The 13510-nt window shown below is 60.5% G+C and carries 15 protein-coding genes; 11 read left to right on the top strand and 4 right to left on the bottom strand.

What is annotated here, in order from left to right; all coding sequences use genetic code 11:
* Window positions 1-87 precede the first annotated feature (87 nt).
* The 8 genes from AB8B33_RS04710 to AB8B33_RS04675 all read left to right on the top strand — a co-directional run bounded on the left by AB8B33_RS04710 (window position 88) and on the right by AB8B33_RS04675 (window position 7137).
* Window positions 88-1131 (top strand): aldo/keto reductase, encoded by a 1044-nt coding sequence (locus tag AB8B33_RS04710; RefSeq protein ID WP_439014518.1) that lies wholly within the window; start codon window positions 88-90, stop codon window positions 1129-1131.
* 225 nt (window positions 1132-1356) lie between these two features.
* Entirely contained in the window at window positions 1357-2019 is a 663-nt protein-coding gene (locus AB8B33_RS04705; RefSeq protein WP_439014517.1) for a hypothetical protein, read from the top strand.
* Window positions 2020-2110: 91 nt separating this feature from the next.
* Window positions 2111-2578, top strand: a complete 468-nt coding sequence (locus AB8B33_RS04700; RefSeq protein WP_439014516.1) for a hypothetical protein — start codon at window positions 2111-2113, stop codon at window positions 2576-2578.
* A 271-nt stretch (window positions 2579-2849) separates the two neighbouring features.
* Window positions 2850-3308 (top strand): 30S ribosomal protein S6, encoded by a 459-nt coding sequence (gene rpsF, locus AB8B33_RS04695; RefSeq protein WP_007820237.1) that lies wholly within the window; start codon window positions 2850-2852, stop codon window positions 3306-3308.
* Between the two features lie 12 nt (window positions 3309-3320).
* Window positions 3321-3569, top strand: coding sequence for a 30S ribosomal protein S18 (gene rpsR, locus AB8B33_RS04690; RefSeq protein WP_007531286.1), 249 nt, complete (start codon window positions 3321-3323; stop codon window positions 3567-3569).
* A gap of 128 nt (window positions 3570-3697) precedes the next feature.
* Complete coding sequence (locus tag AB8B33_RS04685) at window positions 3698-4696, top strand: DUF2232 domain-containing protein (protein WP_439017189.1); 999 nt, start codon at window positions 3698-3700, stop codon at window positions 4694-4696.
* A gap of 21 nt (window positions 4697-4717) precedes the next feature.
* Window positions 4718-5296: a 50S ribosomal protein L9 gene (rplI, locus tag AB8B33_RS04680; protein ID WP_113323376.1), complete on the top strand. Its 579-nt coding sequence runs from the start codon at window positions 4718-4720 to the stop codon at window positions 5294-5296.
* Window positions 5297-5640: 344 nt separating this feature from the next.
* Window positions 5641-7137 carry a replicative DNA helicase gene (locus tag AB8B33_RS04675; protein ID WP_007820234.1) on the top strand — a complete coding sequence of 499 codons (1497 nt, stop codon included), beginning with the start codon at window positions 5641-5643 and terminating at the stop codon, window positions 7135-7137.
* Between the two features lie 25 nt (window positions 7138-7162).
* On the opposite strand, the gene AB8B33_RS04670 is transcribed toward AB8B33_RS04675, so the two are convergent.
* From AB8B33_RS04670 to AB8B33_RS04660, 3 genes are all read right to left on the bottom strand, one after another.
* A complete protein-coding gene (locus AB8B33_RS04670; protein ID WP_113323375.1) occupies window positions 7163-7465 on the bottom strand; it encodes an AzlD domain-containing protein in 303 nt (100 codons plus the stop codon).
* The gene (locus tag AB8B33_RS04665; protein ID WP_439014515.1) at window positions 7462-8166 is read right to left on the bottom strand and encodes an AzlC family ABC transporter permease; all 705 of its coding nucleotides are present in this window, start codon (window positions 8164-8166) and stop codon (window positions 7462-7464) included. The genes AB8B33_RS04670 and AB8B33_RS04665 overlap by 4 nt, the downstream gene beginning before the upstream one ends.
* 68 nt (window positions 8167-8234) lie before the next feature.
* A complete protein-coding gene (locus AB8B33_RS04660; RefSeq protein WP_439017188.1) occupies window positions 8235-9056 on the bottom strand; it encodes an AraC family transcriptional regulator in 822 nt (273 codons plus the stop codon).
* 189 nt (window positions 9057-9245) lie between these two features.
* On the opposite strand from AB8B33_RS04660, the gene alr reads away from it, so the two are divergent.
* A complete protein-coding gene (gene alr / locus AB8B33_RS04655) occupies window positions 9246-10412 on the top strand; it encodes an alanine racemase (RefSeq protein ID WP_439014514.1) in 1167 nt (388 codons plus the stop codon).
* Between the two features lie 3 nt (window positions 10413-10415).
* On the opposite strand, the gene AB8B33_RS04650 is transcribed toward alr, so the two are convergent.
* On the bottom strand, window positions 10416-11051 hold the full coding sequence (locus AB8B33_RS04650) for a LysE family translocator (RefSeq protein ID WP_439014513.1): 636 nt from the start codon (window positions 11049-11051) through the stop codon (window positions 10416-10418).
* A gap of 146 nt (window positions 11052-11197) precedes the next feature.
* Between AB8B33_RS04650 and radA the strand changes: the two genes are divergently transcribed.
* A complete protein-coding gene (radA, locus tag AB8B33_RS04645; RefSeq protein WP_310382839.1) occupies window positions 11198-12598 on the top strand; it encodes a DNA repair protein RadA in 1401 nt (466 codons plus the stop codon).
* An 89-nt stretch (window positions 12599-12687) separates the two neighbouring features.
* Complete coding sequence (locus AB8B33_RS04640; protein ID WP_439014512.1) at window positions 12688-13311, top strand: CvpA family protein; 624 nt, start codon at window positions 12688-12690, stop codon at window positions 13309-13311.
* Window positions 13312-13510 lie beyond the last annotated feature (199 nt).

The following is a 13510-nucleotide window of genomic DNA, read 5'->3' as shown; positions in this document are numbered from 1 at the left end:
TTTCCTCTTGCGCTTCGGCAAATCCAGCCTAGATTTGCGCGGCTCTTCCCAAGCTCTTCCTTTCCCAGACCACGCCCAAGGTTTCCGATGAAATACAATAAATTAGGCCGCACAGATATTTCCGTTTCCGAGATTTGCCTTGGCACCATGACCTGGGGCACGCAGAACAGCGAGGCGGAAGCCCATGAACAGATGGACTACGCCGTCCAGGAAGGCATCAATTTCTTCGATACTGCCGAGCTTTATCCGACGACGCCCGTTTCGGCCGAAACGCAGGGCCGCACGGAAGACTATATCGGCAGTTGGTTCGAAAAGACCGGCAAGCGCAAGGATATCGTGCTCGCCACCAAGGTTGCCGGCACCGGCCGCTCCTATCTGCGCAACGGCGAAGGCGCCGACGCCAAGAATATCCGCCTCGCGCTCGAGGCCAGCCTGAAGCGACTGAAGACCGACTATGTTGATCTCTACCAAATCCACTGGCCGAACCGCGGCCATTTCCATTTTCGCCAGAGCTGGCATTACGACCCTTTCAAGCAGGACCGCGCCAAAGCCGTAGCGAATATGACCGACATTCTGGAGACGGTGGGCGAGCTGGTGAAGGAAGGCAAGATCCGCGCCTTCGGCCTGTCCAACGAGACGACCTGGGGTATCCAGAAATATTTGACGCTGTCCGAGCAGATGAACCTGCCGCGCGTCGCCAGCGTCCAGAACGAATACAATCTCCTCTACCGCCATTTCGATCTCGACCTGGCGGAACTCTCCCACCACGAAGATGTCGGCCTGCTCGCCTATTCGCCGCTTGCCGCCGGCATCCTGACCGGCAAGTACATCAACGGCCAGAAGCCGGCGGGCACGCGCGCATCGATCAACGGCGACCTCGGCGGCCGGTTGCAGCCGCTGCAGGAAGCGCCGACGAAGGCTTATCTCGACATCGCCGCCCGCCATGGCCTCGATCCCTCGCAGATGGCGCTCGCCTTCTGCCTGACCCGTCGCTTCATGACGTCAGTCATCATTGGCGCAACCTCGATGGCGCAGTTGAAGACGGATATCGGCTCGGCGAACGTGGGGCTCAGCAACGATGCGCTTGCCGAGATCGAGAAGGTTCACCGGCAGTATCCGATGCCGCTCTGAGAGCTTTCTGTCCCAAATATGTGGAGGCGCGAGCAATCGCGCCTCTTTTATTCCCAGAGGCATCTACCAATGTTTGCAGCTGCATTTCGCACTTCGCTGTTAAGTGGCATTTAACCGATCACCGGCACCATCCCGCTCAGTTTCAGCAATGATTTTCCCGCCATGACAGCGGCCATCGATCTTCGGGCTTCATGAGAAGGCAAAGAAGACGGGAGGAGCTTTGCAGTGATCGGTATTTCCCAGACATTTCATGCCCGTTTCCGCGGCGAGTATGCGCTTCAGCTGCTTCAGACCGCGTCAATCAACAATGGCGGCGGCAAACATGAACCTGGCGTCTTCGCCCAAGTCGGTGTCACAGCGGCCGGCGCAAATGGTGGCGCAATCGACAGCATCATGCGGATCATCATGGATGCGAAGGGTAATGCCGGCGTACTGATCAACTCCCCTGGCGGCGCAGCCTCAGTGACGACAGGCAGCGGGAATGATGTTGTCGATATCACCGCCAATGAGGTCAACAAGGTATCGACCGGACGCGGCGACGACGTCATCAACATCCGCGCCGGGGGACAAGGCCAGGAACAGACCTCCAATCCCTCCGTGGCGCACATCAAGTCGGGCAGAGGCGACGACTCCATCTCGATTACCAGCGGCGGGAATGTCGGCTGGGTTGATGGCGGCGGCGGTGACGATCAAATTTCCATCGAAACAACTGCTGATGTCAGCGGGCCGCTCGGCACCATTGAAAATCTGGTCAAGGGGATCGGCTCCACCGGCGGCGGCAAAGGCGACGATACGATCGCCCTTGAAAGCACGACCAGCGTGAGGGAGCACCGATGGCGACGATGGCAACGACACAATCAACATCAGTTCCGCTGCCTTTGCGTTTAGTACGGCAGGCGGGAAAGGCGATGACGCGATAACCGTCAGTTCGCGGAATGTATTCAGCGTTGACGGCGGCAGCGGCGATGATCTCATCGAAGTGACGGCCGTCAATGCGAGCGGTATCGATGGCGGCGACGGCAACGACGTCATCTCCGTCAATGCGACGGCTGCTGCGTACAATATTTCCGGCGGCAAGGGCGATGATTATGTCGTCATCAACAGCACATCCACCGTGCAATCGACCTATCATTTCGCCGAGGGCGATGGTCATGATATCATCGAGACGAACAATCCCATGGAGATCATGCGCTTCAGTTCTGATGGAACCGACCGGGGTGACATGGCAGATGCTGTCATAGAACGGCAGGGCAATACACTGCAGATCAGTTTTGCCGACAGCGCAGATACGATAACGATCAACCTCACTGGCCGCATGGCGGAGGCAGAGAGTTTGCAATTCGCCTATAAGAGCGGAACACAATCGCTGCTGATTGCCGACGACCAGTTCTTCGTCGATAATCCACCGGGACAGACCGTCTTCGTCCGGCCCGAGGTGACGAAATAAGGTTTCTTGCCCGGTTCCCTTGCCTTTCGCTCAAAAATCCGTATAAGCGCGCCTGTTCGTTAACCCGGTCTTCTGGCTGGTGGCTGAACGGAGGGCCGGTTTGCTTCATGCGAACCGTTCGGAACGGAAGCGTTCCAGCCTCCCGTGTCTCCGCTCTCGACCGTCTCGGAAACGCTTTTCTTGCTTGGCGCTTATCGCCTCTCAGGAGCAGTCGTTGAGGCTTAGCCGCCGAATGCCGGGTTCTGATCAACGCAAGAAAGGCAAAGCTGTCATGGCTCTTTATGAACATGTATTCCTTGCCCGACAGGATATCACGTCGCAGCAGGTCGATGCCCTCGTAGAACAGTACAAGGGCGTGATCGAAGCAAACGGCGGTAAAGTCGGGCGTATCGAAAACTGGGGCCTCAAGTCCCTCACCTACCGCATCAAGAAGAACCGCAAGGCTCACTACGCCCTGATGGACATTGATGCACCGGCAGCTGCGATCCAGGAAATGGAACGCCAGATGCGCATCAGCGAAGACGTTCTTCGCTACATGACCATCGCTGTTGAAAAGCACGAAGATGGTCCGTCTGCCATGATGCAGAAGCGCGACCGCGACGACCGTGGCCCGCGTGAAGGCGGCGACCGTGGCCCGCGCCGCGAATTCGGCGATCGTCCGCCGCGCCGTGACGGCGACTTCCAGCGTGGCCCGCGTCCTGATCGCGCTCCCCGCGAAGACCGTGCATAAGGAGAAATAAGAATGTCTGAATCTTCCTCCGCTCCGGTCCGTCGTCCGTTCCACCGTCGTCGCAAGACCTGCCCGTTCTCCGGTGCAAACGCTCCGCGCATCGACTACAAGGACGTCCGTCTCCTGCAGCGCTACATTTCCGAGCGCGGCAAGATCGTTCCGTCCCGCATCACGGCCGTTTCCCAGAAGAAGCAGCGCGAACTCGCCCAGGCGATCAAGCGCGCCCGCTTCCTCGGCCTGCTGCCGTACGTCGTCGCCTAATTGACTATTGGAGCCCCGGATCTTCGGATCCGGGGCTTCCTCCCTTCCGCGATGGGCGCGGATCGGAACCTTAAAACCCATGTTGAGGCATCTCCCGAACTCTCTCAGGGAAATCCTCTAACTGCTTGATGAAGCAGGACAGCGAAGTGACAAAACTGAACCCGAAAACGCTTGCGATCGGCGCACTCGCCGGATTGACCGCCGCCTTGCTTGTGCTTGGCGCGAGCATGCAGCCGTCGTTCAGCGCTGTGCTTTACGCCGCTTCCGCACTTCCGATCCTGCTCGTCGGCCTCGGTTGGGGCAATCTCGCCGCCATTTCCGCTGTCGTCACCGCTGCCGTGCTCGGCGCGATTGCCATTTCGCCCTCCTTCGCGCTCGTCATGACGCTGGTGACGCTGCTGCCGGCAGGCTGGCTGAGCCACCTTGCGAACCTTGCGCGCCCGGCCTCCGAACTCGGCGGCCCCGACAATCTGCTCGCCTGGTATCCGCTTTCCGATATCCTGCTGCATCTCTGCGGTCTCGTCACCTTTGCCGTCATCGTGACCGGCATCATGATCGGCTACGGGCCTGAGATCACCGACCAGATGGTCGATGTGCTGATGGCCTCGCTGCAGGAGCAGCAGCCGACATTCGTTCCGGATCCCGTCGCGACTGCGCAAACGAAGTCGCTCGTCGTCCTGATGCTGCCGGCCCTGCAGGGCGCCATCTGGGTGGTAATGCTGTTTGCCGCCTATTACATCGCGACGCGCATCGTTGCCGCTTCCGGTAAAGGCCTGCGCCCGCGCGAGGATATTCCCTCGTCGCTGCGCATGAACCGCAATTCGATCTTCATCTTCCTCGCCGGTCTTGCCGCCACCTTCATGGGCGGCGTCCCGGCAATGATCGGCGCCACGGTTGTCGGAGCCTTCGGCGCCGGCTTCCTGATGTCCGGCTTCGCCGCGTTGCATTTCCGCACGCGCGGCAAGGACTGGCGCTTGCCGGCCCTCATCCTCTGCTACCTGGCATCCACCATGATGCTGCCAGCCCTTTTCATCCTCGTGCTTGGTCTCGCCGATACCCGCAAGGCGATCGCCCTGACCCCGACCAAGGATGCTGATGCCCCCAAACAACCCGATAGCGAAATCTGAGAATAAGAAAGGAAAAACACCATGGACGTCATCCTCCTCGAACGCATCTCCAAGCTCGGCCAGATGGGCGAAACCGTAAAGGTTCGCGACGGCTTCGCACGCAACTACCTCCTGCCGCTCGGCAAGGCACTGCGCGCCAACGCTGCCAACAAGGCCCGTTTCGAATCCGAGCGCGCAACGCTCGAAGCCCGTAACCTCGAGCGCAAGTCCGAAGCCCAGAAGGTTGCCGACGTTCTCGACGGCAAGTCCTTCATCGTCGTCCGCTCTGCCGGCGAAACCGGCCAGCTCTACGGCTCCGTCGCTGCCCGTGACGTCGTCGACATTCTGGCCGCCGAAGGCTTCAACATCGCTCGCAACCAGGTTCACCTCAACACGCCGATCAAGGCGATCGGCCTGCACAAGGTCGAGCTGCAGCTCCATGCTGAAGTTGAGATCAACATCGAGCTGAACGTTGCCCGCTCCTCCGAAGAAGCCGAGCGCCAGTCCAAGGGCGAAGAGCTCACCTCTGTCGACGCCATCTACGGCGTTGACGAAGACGCCCTGCGTCCGGAAGACTTCTTCGATCCGGAAGCCGACGGCATCGACGAAGACGAAGCATAATCTCTGTCTTCAGACAGAACGGAAAGCCCGGCTCGCGCCGGGCTTTTTTGTTGCTTAGATGTGGGTCTTCAGAAGAATGTCGGGCTTTTCTGCTGCGCCTTCCAATCAGGGGCGATAAGATAACGGAATGTTGGAATGACGAAGTGAGTCGCCGCGGGCTGCGTGTCCCGCAAGTGACAGTCAGGATATTTCTCCTCAGCGGATCCGCCGACTGTGGAGAAGTCGAAGAACGTGCACAGCGCTGCTAATTTGACGACCGCTTGAACGCAGTTGCTGCGCGAGACTTGATTTTATGCGGCCCGCCCTGCAAATCCGAGTTTTGGAAAAAGACAGTACGGATGACGATGAACGAAGCTGCACGAAAGATTGCCGCCGTTGCTCCTGCAGAGCAGCACTATCGCGAAGCGCCGAACAACATCGAGGCCGAACAGGCGCTGCTCGGCGCCATCCTGATGAACAACGACGCCTATTACCGCGTCTCGGACTTCCTCAAGCCCACGCATCTTTACGAGCCGCTGCACCGGAAGATCTTCGAAGTCGCCGGCGACATCATCCGCATGGGCAAGATCGCCAACCCGGTCACGGTCAAGACCTTCCTGCCGGCCGACGAAAAAGTCGGCGACATCACCGTTTCGCAATATCTCGCCAGCCTCGTCACCGGCGCCGTGACGATCATCAACGCCGAGGACTATGGCCGGGCAATCTATGACCTGGCGATCCGCCGCGCGCTCATCACCATTGGCGAGGATGTCGTCAATATCGCCTATGACGCGCCGCTCGACATGCCGCCGCAAGCGCAGATCGAAGATACCGAACGACGTCTTTTCGAGCTTGCCGAAAACGGCCGCTACGATGGCGGCTTCCAGGCTTTCAACGATGCCGTGGCGCTCGCCATCGACATGGCGGCCGTTGCCAAGGAACGCGACGGCGGCCTCTCCGGCATTTCCACCGGCATCCATTCGCTCGATTCCAAGATGGGCGGCTTGCAGCGGTCGGACTTGATCGTGCTCGCCGGTCGTCCCGGCATGGGCAAGACCTCGCTTGCCACCAACATCGCCTATAACATCGCTGCCGCCTACGAAGGCGAAGTGCAGTCCGATGGCAGCATGAAGGCGAAGAACGGCGGCGTCGTCGGCTTCTACTCGCTGGAAATGTCGTCCGAACAGCTCGCCACGCGTATTATCTCCGAGCAGACGGAAGTCTCTTCCTCGAAGATCCGCCGCGGCGACATCAACGATGCCGATTTCGAAAAGCTCGTCGCCTGCTCGATGATGATGCAGAAAGTGCCGCTCTTCATTGACCAGACCGGTGGTATCTCGATCGCCCAGCTGTCGGCGCGCGCCCGCCGACTCAAGCGCCAGCGCGGTCTCGACGTGCTCGTGGTCGACTACGTGCAGCTGATGACCGGTTCCGGCAAGTCCAACGAGAACCGCGTTCAGGAAATCACCCAGATCACCACGGGTCTCAAGGCGCTCGGCAAGGAACTGAACGTGCCGATCATCGCGCTCTCCCAGCTCTCGCGTGCCGTCGAAAGCCGCGAAGACAAGCGCCCGCAGCTTTCCGACCTTCGTGAATCCGGCTCGATCGAGCAGGACGCCGACGTCGTGCTCTTCGTATTCCGCGAGGAATATTACGTGAAGAACATGGAACCGCGTGATATCCACGACCCGAAATATCCGGAATGGGAAGCACTGTTCGACAAGGTGAAAGGCACGGCAGACGTCATCATCGCCAAGCAGCGTCACGGACCGACCGGCACTGTGAAGCTCGCCTTCCAGTCGGAATTCACGCGCTTTGCCGATCTCGCCGATCCGTCCTTCACTCAGTACGAGGAACATTGACGCGGGCTTTCCGCGTCAACTTCTTCTAGAGTCCTGCAGCTCGCAGCAAAGCCACTGTTGCAACGCCGACAACGACGCTTGCCAGCATCGGCAAGCGGGTGGCGGCGATTGCGGTAACCACACATGCCAGCGTCTCCGCCCAGCCGGTCGCGAAAGCGGTCGGGGCAATGACAGCCATCAGCACAGCCGGCGGGATGGCTTCGATTGCCGTTTTCCTGTTCTCGTCAATTTCCACATAGCGGATCAGCACGAGGCCGCTGATACGAGTGAAGATCGTCGCGGCAGCCATGACGAGGATGGCGAGCAGTGTATTGAGATCGAGCGTCATGCCGCTTGCTCCCGCATCCTGCCTCTCCAGAGAGCCATTGCCAGCCCAGCCAGTGCGCCGGCTGCGATATACCAGACACCTGGCACAAACTGATGGACCGCAACGGCCGCAATCCCGCTTGCGGCGAGAACGGCACCGGTTTCCGGTCCCTTCCAGAAGCCCATGACCAGCACGATGAAGACGGCCGGAAAGGCGAAGTCGAGCCCGATGACGGCGGGATCGCCGAGAAAGGCGCCGAGCAGCGCACCTGCAAGCGATGAGCCGACCCAGGTGAGGTAGAAGGGCATGACGATGCCTGCATACCAGGCCGGGGTCAGACGCGTGCTGCCGGCGCGGAATTCCGCCATGGCCCAGAGCTCATCGGCGAGGAAGAGCATGGCGATATAACGCTTGATGCCGGAGAAGGACTGCATCTTCGTGCCGATCGAGGCGCTCATCAGTACGTGGCGGATATTGACCAGCAAGGCCGCGAAACCGACACCGATCCAGCTTGCCGGATGCGTCCAGATATCCATCGCCACGAATTGCGAGCCGCCGGCAAAGACGAGCGCGCTCATCAACGTCGTTTCCAGGGCCGAGAGACCCTTGGTCGCCGAAACTGCGCCGAAGACGAGTCCGATCGGCAGGACCGCGACGATCAATGGGAAAATGGCTCGCATTCCGGCAAGAAATTCGCCGGCTGGCCGGCTTTGCTGCAACATTGGCAATCTCCGCATCAAGATGGCGGAGAAGTAGCCGAACAATGGAAGCCTGTATTGAACGAAAGTGATCAGGCGACGCGGAACTGGCCGGGGGTGACGCCGGTGCGCGATTTGAAGTGGCGGGTGAAATGCGCCTGATCGGCAAAGCCGCATTCAACGGCGACATCGGCCGGCATGCGGCCCTCCCTCAGCAACCGACGAGCGACGAGCACGCGCCGATCGGTCAGGAAGGCATGCGGGGTGATATAGTATTCCCTGCGGAAGGCGCGGATCAGATGGGCGCGGCTTAGCCCTGCCACCTTGGCCAGTTCCTCGAGGCCGACATCGCTGTCGAAATTCTCGGTGAGGTAATCGCGGGCGCGGCCGACAGCGCTGCGCTCCTTGGTGTCGACGGGCAGGACGATCGTGCTGCCATAGCGGGCGAAGATCGCAGCCAGCACCGAGAACATGCTTTCATCGGATTCCAGCGCGCCCGCTCCACTTTCAAGCGTGCGGTGGGCAGTGTGGAAAGCTTTTGCAAGTTGCGGATCGCGCGGCAGCGCTCCCGCAAAGGACGGTGTCGCGTTGAAGGCCTTGCCGGTGACATCCTCCAGTATGTCGATGAAGAGCTTCGTATCCGGGTAGATCATCCGATAGCGATACCCCTCGCCGCCGGGAGTGCCATCGTGCACCACACCGGGGTCGATCAGATAGAGGTCGCCCGGACCGGTCTCTTCCCGCCTGCCGCGCACGGTGGCGATCTGGCTGCCGCTTTCGATCGCGCCAATGCTGAAAGTGTCGTGGGCATGCGGGGCATATTCATGTGTTAGGAAGCTGGCGCTCAGGCACTCCATGTCGCGAAAGCGGCTATCCCGCCAGAAGCGGGCCGATTCCACCTTGGCGAGCGGCATGGCGTCTGCCGCCTCTTTCTGCGAAACGTTCTGCATCCCGCCAGATTAGCGCGCTGGCCACGCTACGTCTTGAACAAAAGTGATCGCATGTGGGAAAGGCTGGTATGTCGCCCCCTGTGCTTTCTCTTTGCCACAATGCTCTTTAGAGTGTTTGCAGCGATTTTCCTTTCCCTTTCAGCGCGGCGATTCATGACAGATTTTTCCATTCCCTTTGAAGACGACGACCTTTTCGCTTCCGCCGGCCTGCGGCTGACCGTCGATCTGACGGCGCTGGCCGACAACTGGCGGGATATGGCGCGCCGCTCCGGAAAGGCGCGCACGGCCGCTGTCGTCAAGGCGGATGCCTATGGGATGGGGATCGAGGATGCCGGCGAAGCGCTCTATCTTGCCGGCGCGCGGGATTTCTTCGTCGCCACCGTCGATGAAGGTGTCACGCTGCGCATGTTTGCGCCTGAGGCACGCATCTTCGTACTGGCGGGAATCTGGCCGGGCACCGAGCGGCGTTTCTTCGAAAACGATCTTGTGCCGATCATCTCCTCGGAAGAGCAGCTTGCCTTCTGGATGGCGGTGCTTGCCGATTATGGCGACTATCCGTGCGCGCTGCATGTCGATACCGGATTCAACAGGCTCGGCCTGACGGTGGACGAAGCAATTGCGCTCGCCAACGACGTGTCACGGCCGGCGAGTTTCGCTCCCGTTCTCGTCATGAGCCATCTTGCCTGCGGCGACGATCATTCCTCGGCGATGAACAAGCAGCAGCTTGAATCATTCCGCACGGTTAGCGCCGCCTATGAAGGTATCGATTCAAGCCTTGCTGCCTCCGGCGGCATCTTCCTGGGGGATGATTATCACTTCGATCTCACCCGGCCGGGCATCGCGCTCTATGGCGGCCAGGCGGTCAATGGTATCGCAAACCCGATGCGGCCGGTGGCAACTGCCGAGGCGCGCATCATCCAGATCCGCACGGTCAAGGCCGGTGAAACCGTCAGTTACGGGCGAGCACTGCAGCTGACGCGTGACAGCCGGCTGGCGATTGTCTCGGCCGGTTATGCCGATGGCTATATGCGCAGCCAGTCGAGTGGCGGCGTGCCGCTGCGCGAGGTCGTGCCGCAGGGTGGACAGGGTTTCGTTGCCGGCCAGAAGGTACCGGTCGCCGGTCGTATCACCATGGACCAGACGATCTTCGACGTGACCGACCTGCCGGAGGGCGCAGTGCGCGCCGGTGACTATATCGAACTCTTCGGCAAGAATGTCCTCGTCGACGATGCGGCGAAGTCGGCGGGTACGATCGGCTATGAGATGCTGACCAGCATCGGCCTGCGCCACGAGCGCAAGTACGAAATGGACGAGGAATAGTCTCTAGCGTGTCGTGAGCGCGAGGCGGACACCAAGCGCCACGAAGAGCGCGCCGAGACCACGGTCGAGCCACAGGCCGATTTTCGTATTGTTCTTGAAGAGATCGGCAAGGCGGCCTCCGGCCAGGATCAGCGGCGGCTCGATGAAAAACGCCACCACAATGATCAGGCCACCGTGAACGGCAAGCTGCAGCCATGCAGGACCTGCGCCCTCGACGACGAATTGCGGCAGGAAGGCAAGGAAAAAGATCGCTACCTTCGGATTGAGCAGCGAGACCAATACGCCCTGTCGATAGATGCGCCGCCAGCCGAGCGTTTCGCCTGCCACCCGCACGAAGCCGCCCTCACCTTTCGACCGCAGCGCCTGGATGCCGAGCCAGACGAGATAGATCGCGCCCACCCATTTGACGGTGGAGAAGGCGATTGCCGAGGCAGCAAGGATCGCCGACAGGCCGAAGGCGGCGAGAAGCACATGGATGCAGGCACCCGTCCAGATGCCGAAGACGGCCGAGAAGCCGGCCCGTGTGCCGCTCTTCATCGTGTGGCCGAGGATGAAGGCCATGTCAGGACCTGGCGAGATGTTCAAAAGAACCGCCGCGGTAAAGAAACCGATCCAGTGAGCGAGCGAATAATCGAGCATGGCCTGTCCTTTGAGAGCGCGGCAATGCTGCCAGCCCGGTCGCTGATAGGAAAATCATTAGTTTTGATCGATGCCGGAAGCCATTATCTAGGGCAAAACTCCGATTCGGGCGCTTGCCGCGCCCCCTTACCCGAAAGCAGTCATTGATGGCCAAGGCCAGAACACAATTCATCTGCCAGAGTTGCGGCGCGGTGCATAATCGCTGGGCCGGCAAATGCGAAAATTGCGGCGAGTGGAACACCATCGTCGAGGAAGATCCAATGGGCGGCATCGGCGGCGGCCCTGCCAAGACGCCGAAGAAGGGCCGGCCGGTCGCATTGACGGCTCTCTCCGGTGAGATCGAGGAAGCGCCGCGCATCCAAACTGGTATTTCCGAACTCGACCGAGTGACCGGCGGCGGCTTCGTGCGCGGTTCTGCCGTGCTCGTCGGCGGCGATCCCGGCATCGGCAAGTCGACGCTGCTGATGCAGGGAGCTGCGGCGCTTTCGCGTCGCGGGCACCGGATCATCTACGTCTCCGGCGAAGAGGCGGTGGCGCAGGTGCGGCTGCGCGCACAGCGGCTCCATGCCGCCGATACGGATGTGTTGCTGGCGGCGGAAACCAATGTCGAGGACATTCTTGCCACGCTGGCGGAGGGCAAACGCCCTGATCTCGTCATCATCGATTCCATCCAGACGCTCTGGAGCGAGCTTGCCGAATCTGCGCCGGGCACAGTCACCCAAGTGCGTACCGGCGTGCAGTCGATGATCCGCTTTGCCAAGCAGACGGGTGCGGCCATGGTGCTCGTCGGCCATGTGACCAAGGATGGGCAGATCGCCGGCCCGCGTGTCGTCGAGCATATGGTCGATGCCGTGCTCTATTTCGAGGGCGACCGCGGACATCACTATCGCATCCTGCGCACCGTGAAGAACCGCTTCGGACCGACCGACGAGATCGGCGTTTTCGAAATGTCGGACAAGGGCCTGCGCGAGGTCGCCAACCCATCCGAACTCTTTCTCGGCGAGCGCAATTCGAAATCGCCGGGTGCTGCAGTCTTTGCCGGCATGGAAGGCACGCGGCCCGTACTCGTCGAAGTGCAGGCGCTGGTCGCCCCCACTTCGCTCGGCACGCCGCGGCGCGCGGTCGTCGGCTGGGACTCTGCCCGCCTGTCGATGATCCTTGCGGTTCTGGAGGCCCATTGCGGCGTTCGGCTCGGCCAGCATGACGTCTATCTCAACATTGCCGGCGGCTTTCGCATCAGCGAGCCGGCGGCCGATCTTGCGGTCGCATCGGCCCTCGTTTCCTCGCTTGCCGGTATTGCCCTTCCGGCCGATTGCGTCTATTTCGGCGAAGTCAGCCTGTCGGGCGCCGTCCGGCCTGTTGCGCAAACCGCTCAGCGCCTTAAAGAAGCCGAAAAGCTGGGGTTCTCGGCAGCTCTGCTACCGTCCGGTTCCGTCGATCTGCCGAAGGGTAACGGCCGCTGGAGCGAGATCGAGAGCCTGCCGGATCTGGTCGCGCGCATTGCAGGGTCGAAAGGGGCGTTGCAGCGTGTGGAAGAAGACGTTTGATCCTTCATCACCGATAGCGGGAATGCTATAGGATCAGCCAAACAAGGCGCGACGCGGCCCGCAAGGCGGCAGTCTGGAGTGGAATTTATATGCCCATTACGATTTTCGACGGTATTGTCATCGGCGTCGTGCTCTTCTCCGCCGTTCTGGCAATGGTCCGCGGCTTTTCGCGCGAAGTCCTTTCGATCGCGAGTTGGGGCGGCTCAGCCGCTGCCGCCTACTACCTCTACCCCTATCTCGTGCCTTATGCGAAGCGGTACACGGATGATGACCGCATCGCGATCGTTGGTTCGGCTGCCGTCGTCTTCCTCATCGCGCTGATCGTCATCTCCTTCATTACGATGAAGGTCGCCGATTTCATCATCGACAGCCGCATCGGCGCGCTCGACCGCACTTTGGGCTTCCTCTTCGGTGCTGCGCGCGGCATACTTCTGCTCGTCGTCGCCGTTGCTTTCTGGAACTGGCTGGTCGATGCCGATCATCGCCCGTCCTGGGTCAATAATGCCAAATCGAAGCCGTTCCTGGATTCTCTCGTCGTTCGCCTGCAGGCAGTGCTGCCGGATGAATTCGCGCAGATGATCCAGAAGAGCATCACCGAGAAGCTTGGTGGCGCGCGCACGACGGAAGAAAATGCGCCGGCCAACAACGATCAGGCTCCGGCAGAAGACGCAGCACCCGCGCCTAACAATGGCGCACAGCAGCCATCGAATTGACGCAGTGTTCACTAGCTTGACCCGCGGCCTGGCAATTGCCATTTGAGCGGGACGTAAGATCAAAGGTCCGGCCGGGCATTTCGCTCTGCCGGGCCTCAGCCGTTTCAGAGCCGGTGAACGGGCTTTGAGGCAGGTGTTATCAGCATGAACTTATCGGAAAGCAGCATTTTTTCCGGTATCATGCTACTGGAAAAGCCGA

Origin of the sequence: Rhizobium sp. 768_B6_N1_8, from assembly GCF_051811225.1 — a bacterium.
Lineage (GTDB): Bacteria > Pseudomonadota > Alphaproteobacteria > Rhizobiales > Rhizobiaceae > Rhizobium.
Note: the sequence above shows the minus strand (reverse complement) of the source record. Positions and strands in the feature narration are given on the sequence as shown.

Coding starts and splice junctions, on each gene's coding strand:
- AB8B33_RS04710 (WP_439014518.1), top strand. CDS start 88: ATGAAATACAATAAATTAGGCCGCACAGATATTTCCGTTTCCGAGATT.
- rpsF (WP_007820237.1), top strand. CDS start 2,850: ATGGCTCTTTATGAACATGTATTCCTTGCCCGACAGGATATCACGTCG.
- rpsR (WP_007531286.1), top strand. CDS start 3,321: ATGTCTGAATCTTCCTCCGCTCCGGTCCGTCGTCCGTTCCACCGTCGT.
- AB8B33_RS04685 (WP_439017189.1), top strand. CDS start 3,698: ATGAAGCAGGACAGCGAAGTGACAAAACTGAACCCGAAAACGCTTGCG.
- rplI (WP_113323376.1), top strand. CDS start 4,718: ATGGACGTCATCCTCCTCGAACGCATCTCCAAGCTCGGCCAGATGGGC.
- AB8B33_RS04675 (WP_007820234.1), top strand. CDS start 5,641: ATGAACGAAGCTGCACGAAAGATTGCCGCCGTTGCTCCTGCAGAGCAG.
- AB8B33_RS04670 (WP_113323375.1), bottom strand. CDS start 7,465: ATGACGCTCGATCTCAATACACTGCTCGCCATCCTCGTCATGGCTGCC.
- AB8B33_RS04665 (WP_439014515.1), bottom strand. CDS start 8,166: ATGTTGCAGCAAAGCCGGCCAGCCGGCGAATTTCTTGCCGGAATGCGA.
- AB8B33_RS04660 (WP_439017188.1), bottom strand. CDS start 9,056: ATGCCGCTCGCCAAGGTGGAATCGGCCCGCTTCTGGCGGGATAGCCGC.
- alr (WP_439014514.1), top strand. CDS start 9,246: ATGACAGATTTTTCCATTCCCTTTGAAGACGACGACCTTTTCGCTTCC.
- AB8B33_RS04650 (WP_439014513.1), bottom strand. CDS start 11,051: ATGCTCGATTATTCGCTCGCTCACTGGATCGGTTTCTTTACCGCGGCG.
- radA (WP_310382839.1), top strand. CDS start 11,198: ATGGCCAAGGCCAGAACACAATTCATCTGCCAGAGTTGCGGCGCGGTG.
- AB8B33_RS04640 (WP_439014512.1), top strand. CDS start 12,688: ATGCCCATTACGATTTTCGACGGTATTGTCATCGGCGTCGTGCTCTTC.